20 protein-coding genes are annotated in these 21,112 nt (G+C 64.7%); 7 read left to right on the top strand and 13 right to left on the bottom strand.

Annotated features, from left to right (window positions below; translation table 11 throughout):
- Window positions 1-84 precede the first annotated feature (84 nt).
- The 3 genes from EN738_RS11850 to EN738_RS11840 all read right to left on the bottom strand — a co-directional run bounded on the left by EN738_RS11850 (window position 85) and on the right by EN738_RS11840 (window position 3,112).
- Complete coding sequence (locus EN738_RS11850; protein ID WP_187331199.1) at window positions 85-867, bottom strand: ATP-binding cassette domain-containing protein; 783 nt, start codon at window positions 865-867, stop codon at window positions 85-87.
- Between the two features lie 2 nt (window positions 868-869).
- Window positions 870-1,934, bottom strand: a complete 1,065-nt coding sequence (locus EN738_RS11845) for an ABC transporter permease (RefSeq protein WP_127283842.1) — start codon at window positions 1,932-1,934, stop codon at window positions 870-872.
- Between the two features lie 161 nt (window positions 1,935-2,095).
- On the bottom strand, window positions 2,096-3,112 hold the full coding sequence (locus tag EN738_RS11840) for a sugar ABC transporter substrate-binding protein (RefSeq protein WP_187331253.1): 1,017 nt from the start codon (window positions 3,110-3,112) through the stop codon (window positions 2,096-2,098).
- A 229-nt stretch (window positions 3,113-3,341) separates the two neighbouring features.
- Between EN738_RS11840 and EN738_RS11835 the strand changes: the two genes are divergently transcribed.
- From EN738_RS11835 to EN738_RS11820, 4 genes are all read left to right on the top strand, one after another.
- Entirely contained in the window at window positions 3,342-4,568 is a 1,227-nt protein-coding gene (locus EN738_RS11835; protein WP_127283840.1) for an ROK family transcriptional regulator, read from the top strand.
- A gap of 2 nt (window positions 4,569-4,570) precedes the next feature.
- A complete protein-coding gene (locus tag EN738_RS11830) occupies window positions 4,571-5,017 on the top strand; it encodes an RbsD/FucU domain-containing protein (protein ID WP_127283839.1) in 447 nt (148 codons plus the stop codon).
- The gene (locus tag EN738_RS11825) at window positions 5,014-5,937 is read left to right on the top strand and encodes a carbohydrate kinase (RefSeq protein WP_127283838.1); all 924 of its coding nucleotides are present in this window, start codon (window positions 5,014-5,016) and stop codon (window positions 5,935-5,937) included. The genes EN738_RS11830 and EN738_RS11825 overlap by 4 nt, the downstream gene beginning before the upstream one ends.
- A gap of 306 nt (window positions 5,938-6,243) precedes the next feature.
- Window positions 6,244-7,386, top strand: a complete 1,143-nt coding sequence (locus tag EN738_RS11820) for a DegT/DnrJ/EryC1/StrS aminotransferase family protein (protein ID WP_127283837.1) — start codon at window positions 6,244-6,246, stop codon at window positions 7,384-7,386.
- A 26-nt stretch (window positions 7,387-7,412) separates the two neighbouring features.
- On the opposite strand, the gene ccoS is transcribed toward EN738_RS11820, so the two are convergent.
- The 7 genes from ccoS to ccoN form a co-directional block, all read right to left on the bottom strand.
- Entirely contained in the window at window positions 7,413-7,553 is a 141-nt protein-coding gene (gene ccoS, locus EN738_RS11815) for a cbb3-type cytochrome oxidase assembly protein CcoS (protein WP_127283836.1), read from the bottom strand.
- Window positions 7,550-9,799 carry a heavy metal translocating P-type ATPase gene (locus EN738_RS11810; protein ID WP_127283835.1) on the bottom strand — a complete coding sequence of 750 codons (2,250 nt, stop codon included), beginning with the start codon at window positions 9,797-9,799 and terminating at the stop codon, window positions 7,550-7,552. The genes ccoS and EN738_RS11810 overlap by 4 nt, the downstream gene beginning before the upstream one ends.
- Window positions 9,796-10,572, bottom strand: a complete 777-nt coding sequence (locus tag EN738_RS11805; RefSeq protein WP_127283834.1) for a DUF2189 domain-containing protein — start codon at window positions 10,570-10,572, stop codon at window positions 9,796-9,798. The genes EN738_RS11810 and EN738_RS11805 overlap by 4 nt, the downstream gene beginning before the upstream one ends.
- 219 nt (window positions 10,573-10,791) lie before the next feature.
- On the bottom strand, window positions 10,792-11,661 hold the full coding sequence (gene ccoP, locus EN738_RS11795; RefSeq protein ID WP_127283833.1) for a cytochrome-c oxidase, cbb3-type subunit III: 870 nt from the start codon (window positions 11,659-11,661) through the stop codon (window positions 10,792-10,794).
- A complete protein-coding gene (locus EN738_RS11790; protein ID WP_127283832.1) occupies window positions 11,652-11,819 on the bottom strand; it encodes a cbb3-type cytochrome c oxidase subunit 3 in 168 nt (55 codons plus the stop codon). The genes ccoP and EN738_RS11790 overlap by 10 nt, the downstream gene beginning before the upstream one ends.
- Complete coding sequence (gene ccoO, locus EN738_RS11785) at window positions 11,816-12,550, bottom strand: cytochrome-c oxidase, cbb3-type subunit II (RefSeq protein WP_127283831.1); 735 nt, start codon at window positions 12,548-12,550, stop codon at window positions 11,816-11,818. Before ccoO ends, EN738_RS11790 begins: the two co-directional genes overlap by 4 nt.
- Before the next feature lie 3 nt (window positions 12,551-12,553).
- The gene (gene ccoN / locus EN738_RS11780) at window positions 12,554-14,206 is read right to left on the bottom strand and encodes a cytochrome-c oxidase, cbb3-type subunit I (RefSeq protein WP_189605809.1); all 1,653 of its coding nucleotides are present in this window, start codon (window positions 14,204-14,206) and stop codon (window positions 12,554-12,556) included.
- A gap of 170 nt (window positions 14,207-14,376) precedes the next feature.
- On the opposite strand from ccoN, the gene EN738_RS11775 reads away from it, so the two are divergent.
- Complete coding sequence (locus EN738_RS11775; RefSeq protein ID WP_127283829.1) at window positions 14,377-15,105, top strand: Crp/Fnr family transcriptional regulator; 729 nt, start codon at window positions 14,377-14,379, stop codon at window positions 15,103-15,105.
- Window positions 15,106-15,121: 16 nt separating this feature from the next.
- On the opposite strand, the gene cysQ is transcribed toward EN738_RS11775, so the two are convergent.
- The 3 genes from cysQ to cysD are packed head-to-tail and all read right to left on the bottom strand — an operon-like array spanning window position 15,122 to window position 18,766.
- Window positions 15,122-15,910 carry a 3'(2'),5'-bisphosphate nucleotidase CysQ gene (gene cysQ, locus EN738_RS11770; RefSeq protein WP_189605810.1) on the bottom strand — a complete coding sequence of 263 codons (789 nt, stop codon included), beginning with the start codon at window positions 15,908-15,910 and terminating at the stop codon, window positions 15,122-15,124.
- A 10-nt stretch (window positions 15,911-15,920) separates the two neighbouring features.
- The gene (gene cysN, locus EN738_RS11765; protein WP_187331201.1) at window positions 15,921-17,858 is read right to left on the bottom strand and encodes a sulfate adenylyltransferase subunit CysN; all 1,938 of its coding nucleotides are present in this window, start codon (window positions 17,856-17,858) and stop codon (window positions 15,921-15,923) included.
- Between the two features lie 2 nt (window positions 17,859-17,860).
- The gene (gene cysD, locus EN738_RS11760) at window positions 17,861-18,766 is read right to left on the bottom strand and encodes a sulfate adenylyltransferase subunit CysD (protein WP_127283826.1); all 906 of its coding nucleotides are present in this window, start codon (window positions 18,764-18,766) and stop codon (window positions 17,861-17,863) included.
- Between the two features lie 494 nt (window positions 18,767-19,260).
- Between cysD and EN738_RS11755 the strand changes: the two genes are divergently transcribed.
- The gene (locus tag EN738_RS11755) at window positions 19,261-20,535 is read left to right on the top strand and encodes an O-antigen ligase (protein WP_127283825.1); all 1,275 of its coding nucleotides are present in this window, start codon (window positions 19,261-19,263) and stop codon (window positions 20,533-20,535) included.
- A 31-nt stretch (window positions 20,536-20,566) separates the two neighbouring features.
- Window positions 20,567-21,112 (top strand): NAD-dependent epimerase/dehydratase family protein (locus EN738_RS11750; RefSeq protein ID WP_127283824.1); only part of this gene is annotated, 546 nt, incomplete at its 3' end.

Raw genomic sequence — 21,112 nt, 5'->3', positions numbered from 1 at the left:
CCCCAGTGCATTGCAGCATATATTCAATCGATTTAGGTCGACAGGCAACCGATTCATCTGCGGCAAATTACCCGTCGCGGCGAATCAGGCGGCCAGCGCGTCCTCCGGCGGCTTCTTGGCGCCGGTCATCAGGGCGACGGCATCCGACATGGAAATCTGCTTCGGATCGACGACGCACAGGCGCCGTCCGAGCCGGTGGATGTGGATGCGGTCGGCGACCTCGAACACATGCGGCATGTTGTGCGAGATGAGCACGATCGGCAGGCCGCGCTTCTTGACGTCGAGGATCAGTTCCAGCACGCGGCGGCTTTCCTTGACGCCGAGGGCGGCGGTCGGCTCGTCCATGATCACCACTTTCGAGCCGAAGGCTGCGGCGCGCGCCACCGCGACGCCCTGGCGCTGGCCGCCCGAGAGCGTTTCGACCGCCTGGCTGATGTTCTGGATGGTCATCAGGCCTAGCTCGGTGAGCTTGTCGCGGGCGCGCTTTTCCATCGCCGGACGGTCGAGCATGCGCAGCCAGCTGCCGAGCGGGCCAGGTTTGCGGATCTCGCGGCCGAGGAACATGTTGTCGGCGATCGACAGCGCCGGCGACAAAGCGAGGTTCTGGTAGACAGTCTCGATGCCGGCTTCTCGAGCCTCCATCGGCGACTTGAAGGCAACGGCTTTGCCTTCAAGCTTGATTTCCCCTTCGTCGGGCACGGCCGCGCCGGAAATCGCCTTGATGAGCGATGATTTGCCGGCGCCGTTGTCGCCGATCACCGCCAGGATTTCGCCCGGATAGAGGTCGAAATCGGCATTGTCGAGGGCGGTGACACGACCATAGCGCTTGGTGAGACCGCGCGCGGTGAGGATGGGTTCCTGGGTCATGATTATGCCGAAACCTTTCTGATCCATTGATCGACCGCCACGGCGCCGATGATCAGCACGCCGGTGAGCAGCACTTTCCATTGCGGATCGGCGCCCATCATGTTGAGACCCATCGAGACGACGCCGACGATCATGGCGCCGAACAGCGTACCGAGGATCGAGCCGCGGCCGCCGAAGAGCGAGATGCCGCCGATCACCGTCGCGGTGATGGCTTGCAGATTGTAGTCGGTGACGGCGGCCGACGGTGAGATCGAGCCGTTGCGGCCGATCGAGACCCAGGCCGCGAAAGCGGCGATCAGCCCGGCAAGGGCGTAGACCGTAATCAGCACCTTCTTGGTCTGGATGCCCGACAGTTTCGCAGCCTCCTGATCGTCGCCGACGGCATAGACATGGCGGCCCCAGGCGGTGTGGTTGAGCACGTACCAAAGCACTCCCACCAGCACGACCGTGGCAATGACGCCGGCTGTCAGCACGGCGGAGCCGACCCTGAAGCTCATCGCGAACAGGTGCAGCAGCGGCGCCTGCGCATCGACATCGGCATCGCGGATCGTCTCATTGGCCGAATAGATGAAATTCGTGGCCATGACGATGTTCCAGGTGCCGAGCGTGACGATGAACGGCGGCAGCTTCATGTAGGCGACCAAAAGGCCGTTAAGAAGCCCGCAGGCGGCGCCGGCGGCAAGGCCGACGATAACGGCGAGGATGGTCGGCATACCGTAGGTGATGGCGCAGTTGCCCATGATGACGGCCGAAATCACCATGATCACGCCGATCGACAGGTCGATGCCGGCGGTCAGGATGACCAGCGTCTGGGCGGCGCCCAGAATACCGACGATGGCGATCTGCTGCAGGATCAGCGTCAGCGTGTAGGACGAAAAGAACCGTCCGCCGATGGCGATACCGAAGATGATGATCGACAAGACCAGCACGATCAGCGGCACAGCGGCCGGCGTGGAGTGCAGGAAATGCTGGGCGCGCTTGACGAACGACTTGCCGTGCTCATCGAAGGCGGCGACGCTGGTGTCGCTGCTCGAGAGAACCTTCTCGAATTCCTGAATCTGAGACATATCTCCTCCCGTCTGCGCGGAGCTTCTCACGGCTCCCCGTCCCGTTCACGCATTCCGGTCTGTCGCCTGGATTGTCAGCGCCAACGAAAGCGCATCGTCCACCCGATGCGGCCGGGGATCAAGCCCCCAGCCGCAAGGTTTATGTGCCGGTCAGCCCAGCATCAGCCCCAGCACTTGGCGAGGCCTTCCTTGGTGTCGATCGACTTGACGCCGTTGGCCGGCTTGTCGGTGACGAGGTTGACGCCCGTATCGAAGAAGTTCTTGCCTTCGGTCGGCTTCGGCTTGGTGCCGTCCTTGGCGAACGCGGCGATCGCCTCGATGCCGAGCGCGGCCATCTGCAGCGGATATTGCTGCGAGGTGGCGCCGATGACGCCTTCGGTGACCGACTTGACGCCGGGGCAGCCGCCGTCGACCGAGACGATCAGCACCTGCTTCTCGAGGCCAACTGCCTTGAGCGCCTGGTAGGCGCCGACGGCGGCCGGCTCGTTGATGGTGTGGATGACGTTGATGGTGTTGTCCTTCTGCAGGAGGTTCTCCATCGCCTTGCGGCCACCCTCTTCGTTGCCGTTGGTCACGTCATGGCCAACGATGCGCGGATCGTCCTCATCGCCGATCTTGTTGGGGTCCTTCACGTCGATGCCGTAGCCCATCATGAAGCCCTGGTCGCGCAGCACGTCCACGGTCGGCTGCGACGGGGTCAGGTCGAGGAAGCCGATCTTGGCGTCCTTGGCCTTGTCGCCAAGCGTCGCAGCGGCCCAGGCGCCGATCAGCTTGCCGGCTTCGAGGTTGTCCGTGGCGAAGGTCGCGTCGGCCGCATCGATCGGATCGAGCGGGGTGTCGAGCGCGATCACCAGCAGGCCGGCGTCACGCGCCTTCTTCACCGTCGGCACGATGCCCTTGGTGTCGGACGCGGTGATCAGAATACCCTTGGCACCGTCGGCGATGCAGCTTTCGATCGCCGCAACCTGGCTCTCGCTGTCGCCGTCGATCTTGCCGGCATAGGTCTTGAGGTCGACGCCAAGTTCCTTGGCCTTGGCGGTCGCGCCTTCCTTCATCTTGACGAAGAAGGGATTGGTGTCAGTCTTGGTGATCAGGCAGGCGCCGACGCCGGCGGCCGATGCCGTCGAGGCGAACGCCATCAGGCCCAACGCGGCGGCCGCGAACACGGTGGACTTCAGCAGTGCTTTCTTGGTCACGATTTTCCTCCCAGTGGAACCATTGCGGACGCCGGGCCACCCGACGTCTCAAGCGCATCCAACCATTTCTCCCAGCGTGGACGCCCCCTCAAAAGACACCACTCCGAGACGGCTGTCAATAATTAAATCACTCTTATTTATTATTGACAGCCTTGCGTCGTTCACTCATTCTGCACGAAAAGCATTGAGGGGAAACGACGGAGGAAACAGGGTGGAGACCGGCATTGCGAGGCACGGTTCGCCCGAGGCGGCAGAGAGCCGCCTGCACCGCGGCACCAACCAGAGCGGCATGCGCGACCACAATGAGCGGCTTGTGCTGTCCCTGGTGCGCCAGCATGGCAGCCTCGCCAAATCCGACATAGCGCGCATGACCGGACTCTCGGCGCAGACCGTTTCGGTGATCATGCGCGAGCTGGAGGACGACCGGCTGCTGGTGCGCCAGGCGCCGCTGCGTGGAAGGATCGGCCAGCCCTCCATTCCCATGGCGCTCAACCCCGAAGGCGCTTTCTTCATCGGCCTCAAGATCGGCCGCCGCAGCGCCGAGCTGGTGCTGATCGACTTCCTCGGCAATGTGCGCTCGATGCTGCAGCACTCCTACCGCTATCCGGCGCCGCGCGAGACGGTGGAATTCGCGCTTTCCGGCATGACCAGGATGCGTGGCGAACTTACCCAGGCGCAGGACAAGCGCATTGCCGGGCTCGGCATCGCCATGCCGTTCGAATTGTGGAACTGGGCCGACACCGCCGGCGCGCCGCGCGAGATCATGGACGAGTGGCGCCATCGCGACATCCGCTCCGACATCCAGGCGCAGTGCGATTTCCCTGTCTACCTGCAGAACGACGCCACCTCGGCCTGCGGCGCCGAGCTCGTCTTCGGCCAGGCGGGCGGGGCGCGCGACTTCGTCTATTTCTACATCGGCGCCTTCGCCGGCGGCGGCATCGTGCTCAACGGCCGGCTGTTCGGCGGACCGACCGGCAATGCCGGCGCGCTCGGCTCGATGCCGGTGCCGGGGCCGGACGGCAAGCCGACGCAGCTCATCGACGTGGCATCGATCGCCATGCTGGAGAAGGCGCTCAACGCGCGCGGCGTCGAGGCCTCGCATCTGTGGACGTCGCCCGAGGACTGGGGCGAGATCGGCCCCGAGCTCGACCTATGGATCGCCGGCGCCGCGCAGGCCCTCGCCTACGCCATCGTCGCGGCCTCCTCGGTCATCGATTTCGAGGCGGCGGTGATCGACGGCTGGATGCCGCTCTCGGTGCGCGGCCGTCTCGTCGACGCGGTGAGAGTGGCCATCGGCACGATCGACGGCGAAGGCCTGAAGTTGCCGGCGGTGCGCGAAGGAACCGTCGGCATCCACGCGCGGGCACTTGGCGGCGCCAGCCTGCCGCTGTCGGAGCGCTTCCTGATCGGCTCGACCACGATTTCCAGGAGCGCCTGAGCATGCTGATCGGCATCCCCTCGCTGCTCGGCCCGGAGCTTCTGGCAACGCTGCGCGCCATGGGCCATGGCGACGAGATCGCGCTTGTCGACGGCAACTACCCGGCCGAGCAGCAGGCGCATCGGCTGATCCGCGCCGACGGCCATCACATGGTTCCCGTGCTCGACGCGATATTGAGCGTGCTGCCGGTGGACGACGCAGTGCCGGAGGCGCTGTTTCGCGCCTCGGTCAAGGGCGATCCGGCGCTCGCCGATCCGGTCCACCATGAGATGGAAGCGGTATGCGCCAGGCGCGCGCCCGGCCACAAGGTGGTTGCGCTGGCCGGCGCCGATTTCTATGCACGGGTCAAGGCCGCGCATGCGATCGTCGCCACCAGCGAACCCCGGCTCTATGCCAACATCATCATCCGCAAGGGCGTGATCTATCCGCCGGAAAGCCAGACATCATGATCCTCTGCTGCGGCGAAGCCCTGATCGACATGCTGCCGCGCACGACGACCGAGGGCGAACCGGCCTTCGCGCCCTATGTCGGCGGCGCGGTTTTCAACACGGCGATCGCGCTCGGGCGGCTCGGCGCGCCGGCCGGCTTCTTTTCCGGCCTGTCGTCGGACCTGTTCGGCGGCCAGTTCCGCGAAGCGCTCGGCGCAAGCAAGGTCAGTTCCACCTATGCCCACACCTCGCCAAGGCCGACGACGCTCGCCTTCGTGCGGCTCACCAACGGTCAGGCGACCTACACTTTCTACGACGAGAACACCGCCGGGCGCATGCTCACCATCGAGGATCTGCCGAGCCTCGGCGCCGAGATCGAGGCGATGCTGTTCGGCGCCATCAGCCTGATCTCCGAGCCTGCCGGATCGGCCTATGAGGAGTTCATGCGGCGCGAGCACAACAGCCGCGTCATGATGCTCGACCCCAACATCCGGCCGAACTTCATCCCCGACAAGGCAAAGCACCTGCGGCGCATCCGCGAGATGATGGCGATGGCCGACATCGTGAAACTGTCGGACGAGGACCTCAACTGGTTCGACGAAGCCGGCTCGCACGAGGACGTCATCCGCAACTGGCTGGATCGCGGACCGAAGCTGATCGTCGTCACCCATGGCAGCGAGGGCGCGGTCGGCTACAGCAAGAGCCACAAGGTCACGGTGATGCCGCAGAAGGTGACGGTGGTCGACACGGTCGGCGCCGGCGACACCTTCAACGCCGGCATCCTCGCCTCGCTGCACGAACAGGGCCTGCTCACCAAGGCGGCGATCGGCGACCTGTCGGAAGACGCGATCCGCCAGGCGCTGGCGCTCGGCGCCAAGGCGGCGGCGGTGACGGTGTCGCGCGCCGGCGCCAATCCGCCCTGGCGCCACGAAATCGCCTGATCGGCCGTCCATCCGGCGGCGAAGCCGCTCAGCCGGCTGATCACTTTATGTTTCCGTCGGCTGAAAAAGCGCGAGAAAAGGCACTGATTGCGCCTTGCAAGGGCCGGAATTCCGGCACCTTGCGGAAAAGCAGGAGTGATCGTCAAGTAACAGGCTGCGACAACCGGACCGGTCGCCATGCCCGTGGCCGGCTTTCTCGGATTGTCCAAGTCTGGTACCAGCGGCCCGTTAAGTTGTTGTTTCCGTGCGTGTCATGCCCCCGCCGCTTGCCATGGCGACACGCACCAACCCCTTGTTGAGGCAGACATGCAGTTCATCGATCTCGGCGCGCAGCGCGAACGTATCCGCGACCGGCTCAAAGCCGCGATCGACCGCGTTGTCGACGAAGGCCGCTATGTCCTCGGGCCTCAGGTCACCGAATTCGAGAACAAGCTCGCGGCCTATGTCGGCACCAAGCATGTCGTGGCCTGCGCCAACGGCACCGACGCCTTGCTGCTGCCGCTGTTCGCGGCCGGCATCGGCCCGGGCGACGCGGTGTTCGTGCCGAGCTTCACCTTCGCAGCGACGGCCGAAGTGGTGGCGCTCGCCAAGGCCGAACCGGTGTTCGTCGATGTCGATCCCGACACCTACAACATCGACATCGCCAGCCTCGAGGCGGCGATCCAGTTGATCAAGAAGGAAGGCAGGCTGAAGCCGAAGGCGATCATCCCGGTCGACCTGTTCGGGCTCGCCGCCGACTACGAGGCGATCATGGCGATCGCCAAGCGCGAGGACCTGCTGGTGATCGAGGACGCCGCCCAGTCGATCGGCGGCTCGGCCGACGGCAAGTTCTGCGGTTCCTTCGGCCATGTCGGCTCGACCAGCTTCTATCCGGCAAAGCCGCTCGGCTGTTACGGCGACGGTGGCGCGATGTTCACCAATGACGACGCGATGGCCGACAAGCTGCGCTCCTTCGCCTTCCACGGCAAGGGCGAGACCCAGTACGACAACATCCGCGTCGGCATCAATTCGCGTCTCGACACGCTGCAGGCGGCGATCCTGATCGAGAAGCTCGCCATCCTCGAGGACGAGATGGTTGCCCGGCAGGCGGTCGCCGATCGCTATGCCTCGGGTCTCGGCGATATCCTCAAGGCCTCGCGCAATCTGGGCCACGGCCGCTCGGCCTGGGCGCAATACGCCATCGAAACGCCGAAGCGCGACGGGCTGAAGGCGCATCTGACGGAGAAGGGCATCCCGTCCGTCATCTACTACGTCAAGCCGCTGCACGTGCAGCTTGCCTATCGCGACTATCCGCGCACGCCGACCGGCCTCGCCGTTTCGGAAGAACTGCCGAAGCGGATCCTCTGCCTGCCGATGCACCCCTATCTCAGCGAAGCCGACCAGGATCGCATCATCGAGACGATCCGCAACTATATCGGCTCGAACTCGGCGCACGTCGCGGCGGCGTAGGCCCCTCTGCTGCCTGTCCGGCTCGACTATTCGTCGTCGAGCAGGATGCGTTCGGCCGCACCTTGCATGTCGTCGTACTGACCGCTTTTCAGCGACCACAAGAACGCGCCCAACGCCGCCCCGCCAAGCAGGAGCGCCAGCGGAATGAGATAGACGAGACTGCTCATGCGCGCCCCACCACGGGCGGCAGTGGTTTTGGCATCTGGTCGGCAACCCAGCCGCTGGCCACATCGCGGCCGGCGATGCCGCGAAGCCGCAAGGCGTTCGCGACGACCAAGATCGACGACGCCGACATGGCCAGTGCGGCAAGCAGCGGCGTGACCTGCCCGGCGATCGCAAACGGAATGGCGATGGCGTTGTAGCCGATCGCGAGGACGAAATTCTGATGCACCAGCCGCGCCGCCTGCCGGGCGATACCGATCGCATCGGGAATGGCCAGCAGGCTCGGCCGGAGAAAGACAAGGTCGGCGGCATTGCGGCCGATATCGCCGGCGCTGGACGGCGCCATCGACACATGCGCGGCACTCAACGCCGGCGCATCGTTGAGACCATCGCCGACCATCATCACCTTGCGGCCCGTGGCGGCAAGCGCGGCGATGCGGGCAACCTTCTCCGCGGGCAGCAGTCGTGCCGACACGTCGCCTATGCCGAGTTGCCCACCGACGCGCAAGACCGTCCGCTCCTGGTCGCCCGATAAGATGGCCACCGCAAATCCATCGCGCTTCAGAGCCTCGATCGAGCGCGCCGCATCCTGCCGCAGGCTGTCCTCAAAAAGGAGTGAAGCGAGCGGATGGCCGTCGCGTGAGAGCATGGTTGCGGCCGTGGCGCCGGATACCGCCCATTCGGCACGGCCGAGCCGGTATAGGTGCCGCCCGATCCGGCACTCGACCCCCAGTCCCGGATGCTCGGCAATTGCGACCGGCATCGTTTGCAAACCGTCGTCGAAGGCCGCCAGAGCCCGCGACACGGGATGATTGGAGCGAGCCGCGATCGCTCCGGCGATCGCCAGTGCGGATGGCTCGATCTGCGAGGCATTGGCCAAGCTCAGCCGCCCCGTCGTCAGCGTTCCCGTCTTGTCGAAGAGAACCGTGTCGATCTCCGCCAGCCGCTCCAGGGCCGAGCCGTCCTTGACCATGATACCGGCCTCGAACAGCCGCCTGGCCGCCACCGTGTGCACGATCGGCACCGCAAGCCCAAGCGCGCAGGGGCAAGTGATGATCAACACCGCGATGGCGACACTTATGGCGCCATGCCAGTCGCCGGTCGCGACCATCCAGCCGAGAAAGGTGAAAAGCGCGGTCAGGTGAACTACCGGCGAATAGAGACGCGCGGCGCGATCGGCGATGCGCCTGTAGCGCGAGCGGCCGCCATCGGCCGCTTCCATCAGCGCCACCATTTCGGCGAGCGAGGAATTGCCGGCATCGGAGGTGGCCGTCAGCGTCAGCGCGCCGCTGAGGTTGAGCGTCCCGGCGCGCAAGGACGATCCGGGCCCGACCGATTGAGCGGCGCTCTCGCCGCTGACCAGCGAGCAATCGACATCGGACCGGCCGCCGTGGACGATGCCGTCGACCAGGAGGCGTTCGCCGGGCGCCACCGCCAGCAGCATGCCCTCCTTGATCTGTCCGGCAGGCAGATAGTCGCGCGTACCGTCCTCGCGTTCCACAGTCGCGCCACGCGGCGTGAGCCGGATCAGGCCGCGCACGGCGCTGCGCGCCTTCTCGCGCATGACATGGTCGAGGCTGCGGCCGATGAGCAGGAAGAAGAGAAGCGATATCGCCGCATCGAAATAGGCATAGGCGCCGCCGGCGGCGGTGTCGTAAAGGCTGAGCGCGAACGCCAGGATGACGCCGACGGAGATCGGCACCTCCATGTTGGTCCTGCCCTGCCGCAGGGCCGACCACGCCGCCGCGAAAAACACGCGTCCGGAATAGATCAGCGCCGGAAAGGCCAGCACCGCCGAAATCCAGTGAAAGGCCTGGCGGGTCTGTGGCTCCGCGCCCGACCAGACCGATACCGACAACAGCATAATGTTCATCGAGGCAAAGCCGGCGACGGCGGTTGCCCGCAGCAGCCGCGAAAGCTCGGGGTCGACGGCCGCGTCCTCGTTGTCGAACAGATGCGCCGCGTAGCCTGCCGTCATCACCGTCTCGAAAATGGGGGGCGGCATCTCGCCCCGCCATTTCACCGACAGCCGCCTGGCAGACAGGTTGACGCGCGCCTGCTCGACACCCGGGACGCGGCGGAACGCCCCCTCGATCGCGGCGATGCAGCCAGCGCAGTGGACGCCGGGCACCGACAGATCGGTCTGGCGCAGGCCATCCGCAAGGTCGTGACTGGCGAGCAGGATTTCATCGCGCGACGGAGGGCCGCCGAGCTCGGCCGCGGCTTCCGCTCCGGGCGCGCAGCAACTCATCTCATTGCCTTGTAGGCGTGCCACGTACCGTGACCGAGCACGGGAAAAACGACAACCAGGCCAAGCAGGCCGGTGGCGACGCTCAACAGGAAAAGCGCAAGCACGATCGAGCCCCAGGCGATCATCACGGGTATGTTGTTCCAGACCAGTGAAATGCTGGTGCCCATGGCCGTGAAGGCATCCGTCTCCTCGTCGAAAAGCATCGGAACGGAGAAGGTGCTGATGGCAAAGGCGAAAGCGGCGAAGACGCCGCCGGCCACGGATCCAACCAGGAGCATCGCCCATCCAGTAGGCGTCGTGAACAACATCGACGTGATGTGATCGAGACCCGGGAACGGCAGCAGGCCGAAGAACAGCGCGTAGATCAAGACCGCCGCCCGCATCCACACCAGCATAAGCAGGCACAGGATCGCCCCGGTGAACCAGACCTGCGCGCCGGATTTCGGCCGCACGAAGATCATGCGCGAAAGCGAGACTGGCTGCCCTGCGGCAATCGCCCAGCTCTTTTCATAGAGGCCGATGGCGATCAGCGGCCCGACGACCATGAAGCCGGCGAGCGCGGGAAACAGGATATAGTCCAGGCCAAGCGCGAAGAGTGTCCAGACGATCGCCAGCGAAACAATGAAAACCGCCGCGCCATAGACGAGGCTCGGGCCTGGGCTGACCATGAAATCCCGCCAGCCGGCTTTCAGCCAACCGACAGCGGTGCCGGCCGGCAGGTTGCGCCGGTTGCGCTCGATGTAGGGCCGCGAGGCGTTTGGGGCTTCGGTCATGGTCTTTCTCTCAACACGCCGGCCTGGCCGGACGAAGGAGGGACGCCGAGTCTAAGGCGGGATCGAGCACGCATTCCGGCTGCGATTGGACGGCGACGTAGACAAGATGAACATTGGCGCCGATGAAGACGGCCAACAGCACCGCCACGACTGCAAACCACTTGAGCCGGGTGTTTGCCCGCCTTCGCGCCGATAGACCGGCAATCATGGCCGGCGTTCTCATTTGGCCTGCCCAAGCTGACCGACATAGAGCGCGAGCAGCTTGATCTCCGCCGGCGTCAGCCGCGCGTTCCAGTTCGGCATGTGCCCCTGGCGGCCGGAATAGACCGTCGAATACACATCCTGGAGCGTGCCGCCGTAGATCCAATGGCTGTCGGTGAGGTCGGGCGCACCCTGCTCGTGCATGCCCTTGGCGTCCTTGCCATGACACGCCACGCAGTTGCCGGCGAAAACCTCTCGGCCGGCCTCGATGCTTTCGGCCGACCCTGCGTCCGGCATCGACAGGGAGCGGACATAGGCGACGACGTCGGTGATCTTCTGACGATCGAGTATGCCGTCGCGGCCGAATGCCAGCATCTGCGAAACGCGGGTATCGTCATTGGTCGAATTGATGCCGATGCCGATCGTCTCGGCGATCTTCTCGGATTCCCCGCCCCAAAGCCAAGACTTCGCCGTCAGATCCGGGAAGCCGGGCCCCCCGGTTGCCTTGATGCCGTGGCAAGCCGCGCAATTGTCCGAAAACAGCACGTGGCCGGCCTTCGTCACGTCCTGCATCAGCACCGGATCGGATTTGATCGCGGCGAAATCCAAGGCCTGGATCTTGTCCAGCCAAGCGGCGCGCTGAGCCTTCGCGGTTGCCACCTCCTGATCGACGATGCGACGCTGGTCGTTGCCGAGCAGGCCCTTCGTGTAGGTCGAACCAAGCGGCCAGGCAGGCATCAGCAGCCAGTAGCCAAGGCAGAACAGCGCTCCGATGGCGAGAAAGAACAGCACCACCTTGGGAACCGGCGTGTTCAGTTCCTCAATGCCGTTCCATTCATGACCGGTCGTGGTGCGGCCGGTGACAGGGTCGCGTCGTCCTACATCCACGGCTTGTCGTCCTTGTCCAGAATGCTGCTTTTGGCGCGATCGAACCCGGCTCGATTGGACGGCCAGTAGGCATAAATCACCACCCCGACGGACAGAGCGAGGAGATAGAAAAGGCCCCAGCTTTTGGAGACTGCCACCACCGCGTCATGCATGCTCATTCCCCCAGCGCCGTCTGGTCGGTCTTGCTGGCCGCATCGGTCAATCCGCCAAGGATCTGCAGATACGCGACTAGCGCGTCCATCTCCGTCAACTCGCCGGGATTGCCGTCGAAAGCCCTTACATGGGTCGCCTTGCCGTAACGCTCGGTGACGCCACGCGCCTTGTCGTCATCCGGCGCAGACTGGCCATAGGCATCGATCGGCGCGTTGGCGACCATCTCGTCCGTGTAGGGCACGCCGACGGTCCGCAAGGCGGCTAGGTGCCTGCCAAGATCGTCGGTCTTCAAAGGCGTGCGCAGCAACCAGCGATAGGCCGGCATTATCGATTGCGGAACGACATCGCGCGGGTTGTTGAGATGCGCCACCTGCCATGCATCCGAATATTTCTCGCCGATGCGGGCTAGATCGGGCCCGGTGCGCTTCGACCCCCAGAGCATCGGGTGATCATATTTGGATTCGACCGCCAGCGAGTAAGGTCCGTAACGCTCGACCTCGTCGCGCAGCGACCGGATCATCTGGGAATGACAGGCGTAGCAGCCTTCGCGCATGTAGATGTTGCGCCCGGCGACCTCGAGTGGCGTGTAGACGCGCATGTCGGGCGCCGCCTCGACCGTGGAGCCGATGGTGAAAAGCGGCGCGATTTCGACCAGGCCGCCGATCGAGGCGACGGCGATGATGGCCAGCATGAAGCGGATGGCGCTGCGTTCGAGTTTGCGATGGAGGTCAGCCACGGGTCATTCTCCAGGCTGTGCGGCAGGCCTGCCGAGCGGCAGGTCGACCTCGCCACCGGCCTCGACGCCACGCTCGAGGCGCGCCTGCCGGATGGTCATCAGCACATTGTAGGTTCCGACGATCGCGCCGAGCAGGAACAGCAGCCCGCCGAAGGTGCGCGCGATATAATAGGGATGCATCGCCTCGACCGTGTCGAGGAAGGAATAGGCGAGCGTTCCGTTCTCGTTGTAGGTGCGCCACATCAGGCCCTGGATAATGCCCGAGTTCCACATCGAGAAGACGTAGACAATGGTGCCCGAGAGCGCGAGCCAGAAGTGCACCTCGACGAGTTTCGGCGAATAGATCGCCGGGCGCTTCCACATCCACGGGACCAAGGCGTAGATCGAGCCGAACGTGATCATCGCCACCCAACCCAGAGCGCCGCCGTGGACATGGCCGATTGTCCAGTCGGTGTAGTGGGAGAGCGAGTTGACGGCGCGAATCGCCATGAACGACCCTTCGAAGGTCGACAGGCCGTAGAAGACCGCCGCGACCATCATGAAGCGCAGCGTCGCGTCGTCGCGCACCTTGTGCCAGGCGCCGTTGAGCGTCGCCAGGGCGTTGCCGGCTGAGGCCCAGGACGGCACCAGCAAGACCAGCGAAAATGTCATGCCGAGTGTCTGCACCCATTGCGGCAGCGCCGTGTAGTGCAGGTGGTGCGACCCTGCCCACATATACATGAAGGTAATGCCCCAGAAGCTGATCAGCGAAAGCGGATAGGAGAAGATTGGCCGCCCGGCGCGCTTCGGCAGGTAGTAGTACATCATGCCGAGGAAGCCCGAGGTGAGGAAGAAGGCGACGGCGTTGTGGCCGTACCACCATTGCGTCATCGCATCCTGCACGCCGGAGAAGGCCGAGTAGCTCTTGGCGCTGCCGAAGGAGATCGGCACAGCCAGGTTGTTGACGATATGCAGGATCGCCACGACCAGGATGAAGGCCATGTAGTACCAGTTCGCCACATAGATGTGCGGTTCCTTGCGGCGGGCCAGCGTGCGGACAAAGATCAGGAAATAGACAATCCAGACAATCACCAGCCAGAGGTCGGCATACCATTCCGGCTCCGCATATTCCTTGGACTGGGTGATGCCCAGGAGATAGCCGCTGGCTGCAACGATGCAGAAGAGATTGTAGCCGATCAGCACGAACCAGGGGCTCAATTGGTCGGGCAGCCGGGCGCGCGACGTTCTCTGCAGGACGTGGAAGGAGGTGGCGATCAGGGCATTTCCGCCGAAGCCGAAGATGACGCCGCTGGTGTGGACCGGCCGCAACCTGCCGAAGCTCGCCCAGGCGGCGTCGAAGGTCAGCTCGGGCCAGGCCAAAAGCGCCGCAACCCAAGCGCCAACGAACATGGCGATGACAGCCCAGAACATGGTGAGGACAATGCCCACCTTGGTCGGATCGTCATAGTAGTGCTCGAGCAGGGACCGATCCGGCGGCGGCGCATCCCATCTGGCGATGATGAAGCCGCTCAACGCCAGCGCGAGAAGGAGCACGGTGAAGCCCTGGACGCCGAAAGGCTCGCCGCGACCCGCGGCGGCCATGGCAAGTCCGATCGCCGCCACGACAAGGCAGATGATAAGCCCAATCTGCCGTTCGGTGACAGTAAGCTTGGTCATGCGAGGTCTGCCTTTCGCGTGCATGAACGGCGGTGGTTGGCCCGCCTTATACGCGCTGGCAGAAGCTGTCTTTGCGCTAGCGCAAATTGGCCTGCCCTATTGCCCGGTTTGCACTTTGAAAGTCTGTGCTTTCGCGGCATTGTACAAAGTATGACCACTGCCGAAATGAGATGAGCGCCGGCCGCCAGGACGTCCACAATTCCAACGTTCCCGCACTGTGCCAAAGCTGCGAGGCGCGACACAACGGCATGTGCGGCGTGCTCAACGCGGATGAGCTGCTCGCCTTCGCCAAGCACACGAGAGTCGTCAGGCACGGCGCCGGCGAAGAACTGCTTTCCGAAGGCGCGTCGATCACGGCGTACAGCAATGTCATGCGCGGCGTGGTCAAGCTGATCAAGACGCTTGCCGATGGACGCCGGCAGATCGTCGGGTTGCAGTTCGCGCCGGACTTCGTCGGCAGGCTCTATGCCGACGAAAGCGCGGTCACCGCCGAAGCCGCCTCGGACGTCGAGCTTTGCCGCATATCGAAGCGTGCCCTGGAGCGCATGGTCGCCAGCAACCCGATGCTGGAGGGACGGCTGCTCAAGCAAGCGCTGCGCGATGTCGACGAGGCGCGGGAATGGATGGTCGCGCTCGGCCGCAAGACTGCCTCGGAGAAGCTGGCAAGCTTCCTCGGCCAGATCGGCAGACATCTCGACCCCATGGTCGCGCAAGACGATCGGACGCTGGCCTTCGAACTGCCGCTTACACGGGCCGAGATCGCCGATTTCCTGGGATTGACCATCGGGACGGTCTCGCGCGAGCTGTCGAGGCTGAAATGCGACGGGATTATCGAGATCAGATCCCGCCGTCAGATCGAAATCATCGACAGGCAGCGCCTCCAGCAGCGGTCAGGTTGACCCCGATCGCGGCCGCTCACACTGCCTTGGCTGCCTTCCCGGTCGCAATAAAGTGCGGATTCGCGAAATCGGCGTCGCTGGCCTGGTTGCGCTTGCCGTAGGCGAGCGGCTGGCCGTCCAACGTGCGCGTCATGCCGCCGGCTGCGCGCAATACCGCATCGCCCGCCGCCGTATCCCATTCCATGGTGCGGCCAAAGCGCGGATAGACGTCGGCCTCGGCGGCGGCGACGAGGCAGAATTTCAGCGACGAGCCGACCGAGACGATCTCGGCGGCACCGAGGTCGCGAATGAAGGCATCGGTTTCGGGCGTATTGTGCGAGCGGCTGGCGACGACGGCGAGCGGCGTCCCCCCTGCCCGCACGGCAATCGGCCGGCGGCCGGTGATGCGAAACTCGCCATCGACCTCGATCGCTTCCGCCCTGCCCGGCCGGCCCGAGAAGAAACGCCCGGTGCAGGGCGCGAAGACGACACCGACTTCCGGCACGCCGTGACGAATGAGCGCGATGTTGACCGTGAAATCGGTGCGGCGGTTGACGAACTCCTTGGTGCCGTCGAGCGGATCGATGAGAAAGAAGACGCCGTCGAGATCGGGTGTCGCGATGCCGGCCGCCACCTCTTCCTCGGCCACGCAAGGAATGGCCGGATAAGCAGCGCGCAGGCCGGCGAGGATGATCTTCTCGCTCTCGCGGTCGGCTTCCGTCACCGGCGAGGAGTCGGACTTGCGGTCGACGGCGCAGCCTTCGTGAAAGACGCGCATGACCTCGCGCCCGGCGTCCAGCGCCAGGCGCTCGAACACGCCGAGCATTACCTCGTCGTCAGATGCCGCCGCCGCTGTCGTATTGGTCTTCGGCAATGTCGCGCTCGTTCAGCCAGAGTTCCAGGGCCTCTACCATCTCCTCGGCCGATCTGCCGAGCGTCTTGAGATGGATTTCGGGATTCTCCGGAGCTTCATAGGGTGAATCGACGCCGGTGAAATTCTTGATCTCGCCACTAAGCGCGCGCGCATAGAGGCCCTTCGGGTCGCGCCTTGCGCATTCCTCGAAGGGCGTGTCGACGAACACCTCGACGAATTCGCCATCGGCCATCAGTTCGCGCGCCACGCGCCGTTCGGCGGCGAAGGGCGAGATGAAGGAGACAATGACGATCAGGCCGGCATCGGCCATCAGGCGGGCGACCTCGGCGACGCGGCGGATGTTCTCGACGCGGTCGGCGTCGGTGAAGCCCAGATCGCGGTTGAGGCCGTGGCGGACATTGTCGCCGTCGAGGATATAGGTGTGGCGCCCGGAGGCGAACAGCTTCTTTTCGAACAGGTTGGCGATGGTCGACTTGCCAGAGCCGGAAAGGCCGGTGAACCAGAACACGGCCGGGCGCTGGTTCTTCAGGTCGGAACGGCCGCGCTTGCCGACATCGAGCGACTGCCAATGGATGTTTTCGGCGCGGCGCAGCGAATGCAGGATCATGCCGGCGCCGACCGTGGCATTGCTGATGCGGTCGATCAGGATGAAGGCGCCGGTGGTGCGGTTCTCGGCGAAATTGTCGAAGGCGATCGGCGAGCGCGTCGAGAGATTGCAGATGCCGACCTCGTTCATCTCCAGCGACTTCGCCGCCTCGTGGGCGAAGTCGTTGACGTTGACGCGGTACTTCAGCTCGGTGACGGTGGCGCTCACCTGGTCGGTTTCGGTGCGCAGGATGTAGGAGCGGCCGGGCAGCAGCGCATGCTCGTCGAACCAGACGATGTTGGCGGCGAACTGGTCGGCGACCTGCGGCCGCGACGCTGGCGCGACCAGGATGTTGCCGCGCGACACCTCGACCTCGTCGTCGAGGACGAGCGTGATCGCCTGGCCGGCGACCGCTTGGGCAAGGTCGCCGCCATGGGCGACGATGCGCTTGACGCGGGACGACTTGCCGGACTTGGCGACGACGACCTCGTCGCCCTGCGCAACCGAGCCGGAAGCGATGGTGCCGGCAAAACCGCGGAAATCGAGATTGGGCCGATTGACGTACTGCACCGGGAAACGGAACGGCTGCTCGACCGCGGCCTCGTCGACCGAAACGGTTTCCAAGTGCTCGATCAGTGTCGGCCCGGAATACCATTGCATGTTGGCGGAGCGGCTGGAGACATTGTCGCCATAGCGGGCCGACATCGGGATCGGCGCGATCGTCTGGAAGCCGAGATTGTGCGAGAACCGGCTGTAGTCCTCGACGATCTTGTCGAACACCGCCTGGTCGAAATCGACGAGGTCGATCTTGTTGACGGCCAGCACAATGTGGCGAATGCCGAGCAGCGAGGCGATGATCGAATGGCGCCTGGTCTGGCGCAGCACCCCCTGGCGCGCGTCGATCAGCACGATGGCGAGATCGGCGGTCGAGGCGCCGGTCGCCATGTTGCGCGTGTACTGCTCGTGGCCGGGCGTGTCGGCGACGATGAACTTGCGCTTCGGGGTGGCGAAGAAGCGGTAGGCGACGTCGATGGTGATGCCCTGCTCGCGCTCGGCTTCGAGCCCGTCGACCAGCAGCGCGAAATCAATGTCGTCGCCTGTCGTGCCGTGCTTGCGCGAATCGCGCTCCAGCGCGGCAAGCTGGTCTTCGAAGATCTGCTTGGTGTCCGACAGCAGACGCCCGATCAGCGTCGACTTGCCGTCGTCAACCGAGCCGCAAGTGAGGAAGCGAAGCAGCGACTTCTTTTCCTGCGCGGCCATGTATTCGCGGATCGAGTCGGTGGGGGCGAGGCTTTTGGCCATGATGTGGCGCATGCTCAAAAATACCCCTCGCGCTTCTTCTTTTCCATCGAGCCCGCTTCGTCGCGGTCGATGAGGCGGCCCTGGCGCTCCGAGGTGCGCGCCGTCAGCATCTCGCCGACGATGGCCTCCAGCGTGTCGGCATCGGACTCGATGGCGCCGGTTAGCGGATAGCAGCCCAGCGTGCGGAAGCGGACCAGCCGGTTTTCGACCGCCTCGCCGGGCCGCAGCTGCATGCGGTCGTCGTCCTTGAGGATCAGCATGCCGTCGCGCTCGACCACCGGCCGCTCCTTGGCGAAATACAGCGGCACGATCGGGATGTTTTCCTGCAGGATGTACTGCCAGATGTCGAGCTCGGTCCAGTTCGACAGCGGAAAGACGCGGATCGACTCGCCGGCGGCAATGCGGGTGTTGAAGATCTTCCACATTTCCGGCCGCTGGTTCTTCGGATCCCAGGAATGCTGGGCGTTGCGGAAGGAGAAGATGCGCTCCTTTGCGCGCGACTTCTCCTCGTCGCGGCGGGCGCCGCCGAAGGCGGCGTCGAAGCCGTATTTGTCGAGCGCCTGGCGCAGAGCCACCGTCTTCATCACATGGGTATGGGTGTTCGAGCCATGGTCGAACGGGTTGATGCCGTCGCGCACGCCGTCCTCGTTGACGTGCACCAGGAGGTCGAAGCCGAGTTTCTGCGCCATCTGGTCGCGAAAGGCGATCATCTCGCGGAACTTCCAGGTGGTGTCGACGTGCAGGAAGGGAAAAGGCGGCTTGGCCGGGAAGAAGGCCTTCATCGCCAGGTGCATCAGCACGGAAGAATCCTTGCCGACCGAATAGAGCATGACGGGCTTGGAGAAGGAGGCCGCCACCTCGCGGAAGATGTGGATGGATTCGGCCTCGAGCCGCTGCAGGTGCGTAAGGGCGATATTCATGGACTGTGAGCGTTCTCTCGTGCCATCCAGACCTTGCATCAACGGATCAGGCACCGTTTCGTAGAAACAGCCCGGTTCAAGCTTTGCTTCTGGACATTCGTGCCGGCGTTCTAGCAGATCGCGATTGCGGGGAACAATGCCAGACGCGCCCGCCAGACGGCCAATCCGGAATGAATTTTCCACGATCGGTGCGTATGTGGGAAAATCCTGCCCTACCGCCTGATGCATGACAAAGAACGGAGAAACTATTGCCTTTCGGTTGACCGCAGCCAGCCCGGCAGCGCGAGGTTCCCGCTCACGCGGATGCGGGCCGGGCTGCCGATTTGTGATGAGCCCTCCAGCGGCCGCACTATCGGGAATCGGACCCAGCCGCTATACCGGCCACAAATGCTACCCGCGCGCCGTGGCACCAGATAGGCTTCGAAGGTGATCGCGTCCGCCGTCGCGGACCAACACGGCGTCCCAACGACCCCCAGACATTGCGAAACAGAGCATTGAACCCGCTTTTATCCATCAGACGGCACCTCACGCCCGCGCAGATCAACGTCTACTTCTCGATCCTTTGCTTCTTTTGTCCGCCGGTGCTGGGTTCGGCCGTGAGTTTCGTGTTCAACGGCGGCGGCCTTTGGTCGGTGCTTCTGCTCGCCCTGAGGCGGCGGCGCTTCAATTTCGACCCGCCGATGCTCGCCATGACGGTCGCGATCTATGCCTATTGCGCGGCATATCTGCTGGCGTCGGTCGTCAACAACGCGCTCCGGGCCGATGCGCCGCATCTCCTGGCGCTGGTCACCTTCCTGCTCTTCCCGATCTCCTACTCGACCTGGAGCATCACCGCCAAGGCGACGCTTGCCCGCATCGTCGTGGTGGCCAGCATGGCGGCATGTTTCGGCGCCCTCGTGCTGGCCGTGGCGCAGTATTACTGGCTAGGCATGCGGGCCGAGGGCGGAGCCGGAAACGCCATCCCATTCGCCACGGTCACCTGCCTCGGCGTCATGATGTGTCTGGCCGGCGCGCTTTCGGGCATTGAGCGACCCAAGGGCCTGCTGCTCCTGGCGGCCGTGACCGGCATCATCGCGATCCTCTATTCGGGCACACGCATCATCTGGGTGGCCGTGCCGGTATCGGTCCTCGCCGTGCTTCTGATCAACCGGCGCAAGCTGGAGGAGGCAAGTCTCGTGCGTCTCTTGCTGATCGCCGCCGCGATGTCGCTGGTGATCGGCATTCTCGGTTTCCACATCGTGTCGGAACGTGCGGATTTCCTATTCAGCGACTGGGACGCGCTTGCCAAGGGCGACCATTCGACGGCGACGGGACTGCGCGTGGCCCTGTGGCAAATCGGGCTCGATGCGTTCCGGGACGCTCCGATTTTCGGCCATGGCATCGCCGCCAGCCAGGCGCTGATGAAACAAGGTTTTCACGACCAGTTCGGCATGGCCGCGGGCTTCAGCCATTTCCACAACGGTTTCCTGACCGCGCTGGTGCAGGCCGGCTTGGCCGGGGCCATCACGCTGGCGGCGATCTTCGTGGTCGCGGCGTGGAACGCGGCAAGGGTCCTGCGCGCCAGCGCCGATCCGCTGGAGCGCTTCGGCGCAACGATGGTCGCCGTCACGGTGATCGTCTACCTGATCGGCGGAATGACCGGCATCCTGCTCGGCCACGATATCCTTGATTCGACATTCATGGTCTTCGTGGTCGCCGGGACCTACCTCGCATCGGGACGCCAGCAGGAGCTGCCGCGGGAGCTGGCGGCGGCGGCTCCGGCCGCCTGACCACGGGGATGCGCAAACCCGGGGTAACGCCATGAAAGTGCTGGTCACAGGCGCGACGGGACTCGTCGGACGCCAGGTCGTGAATCGACTGCGCGATGCTGGGCTCGAGGTGCGGATCGCCTCGCGTCACCCGGAACGGCTGGGGCGGACAAGCGACGCGGTTCTGCTGCCCGGCTTCGATGCCCCGGCCGATGCGTTCCTGGCGGTGATGCAGGATGTGACGCATGTCGTTCACTGCGCGGCGCTGAACAATGACCGCGACGCCAGCGAGCACGACTATCTGGCGGTGAACGGAGCGCTGACTGGGCAGCTTGCGGGTGCCGCGGCGACGCTGGCAAGCGGACGCTTCCTCTACCTGTCGTCGATCCGGGCGGTGGTCGGTCCCGGCTTCAGCGGCACCATCGATGAGGAGACGCCCCCTGCCCCGCAAGACGCCTATGGCAGCTCGAAGCGCGAAGGCGAGATCAGGACGCTCGATGCCTATCGATCGGCCGGCCGTTCCGACGCCGCGGTGCTGCGCCTGCCGCCGGTTCATGGCGAGGGCATGAAGGGGAACCTGGCAACGCTGATGCGGCTC

The organism is Mesorhizobium sp. M4B.F.Ca.ET.017.02.2.1 (assembly GCF_003998955.1).
GTDB classification, from domain to species: domain Bacteria; phylum Pseudomonadota; class Alphaproteobacteria; order Rhizobiales; family Rhizobiaceae; genus Mesorhizobium; species Mesorhizobium abyssinicae.
Note: the sequence above shows the minus strand (reverse complement) of the source record. Positions and strands in the feature narration are given on the sequence as shown.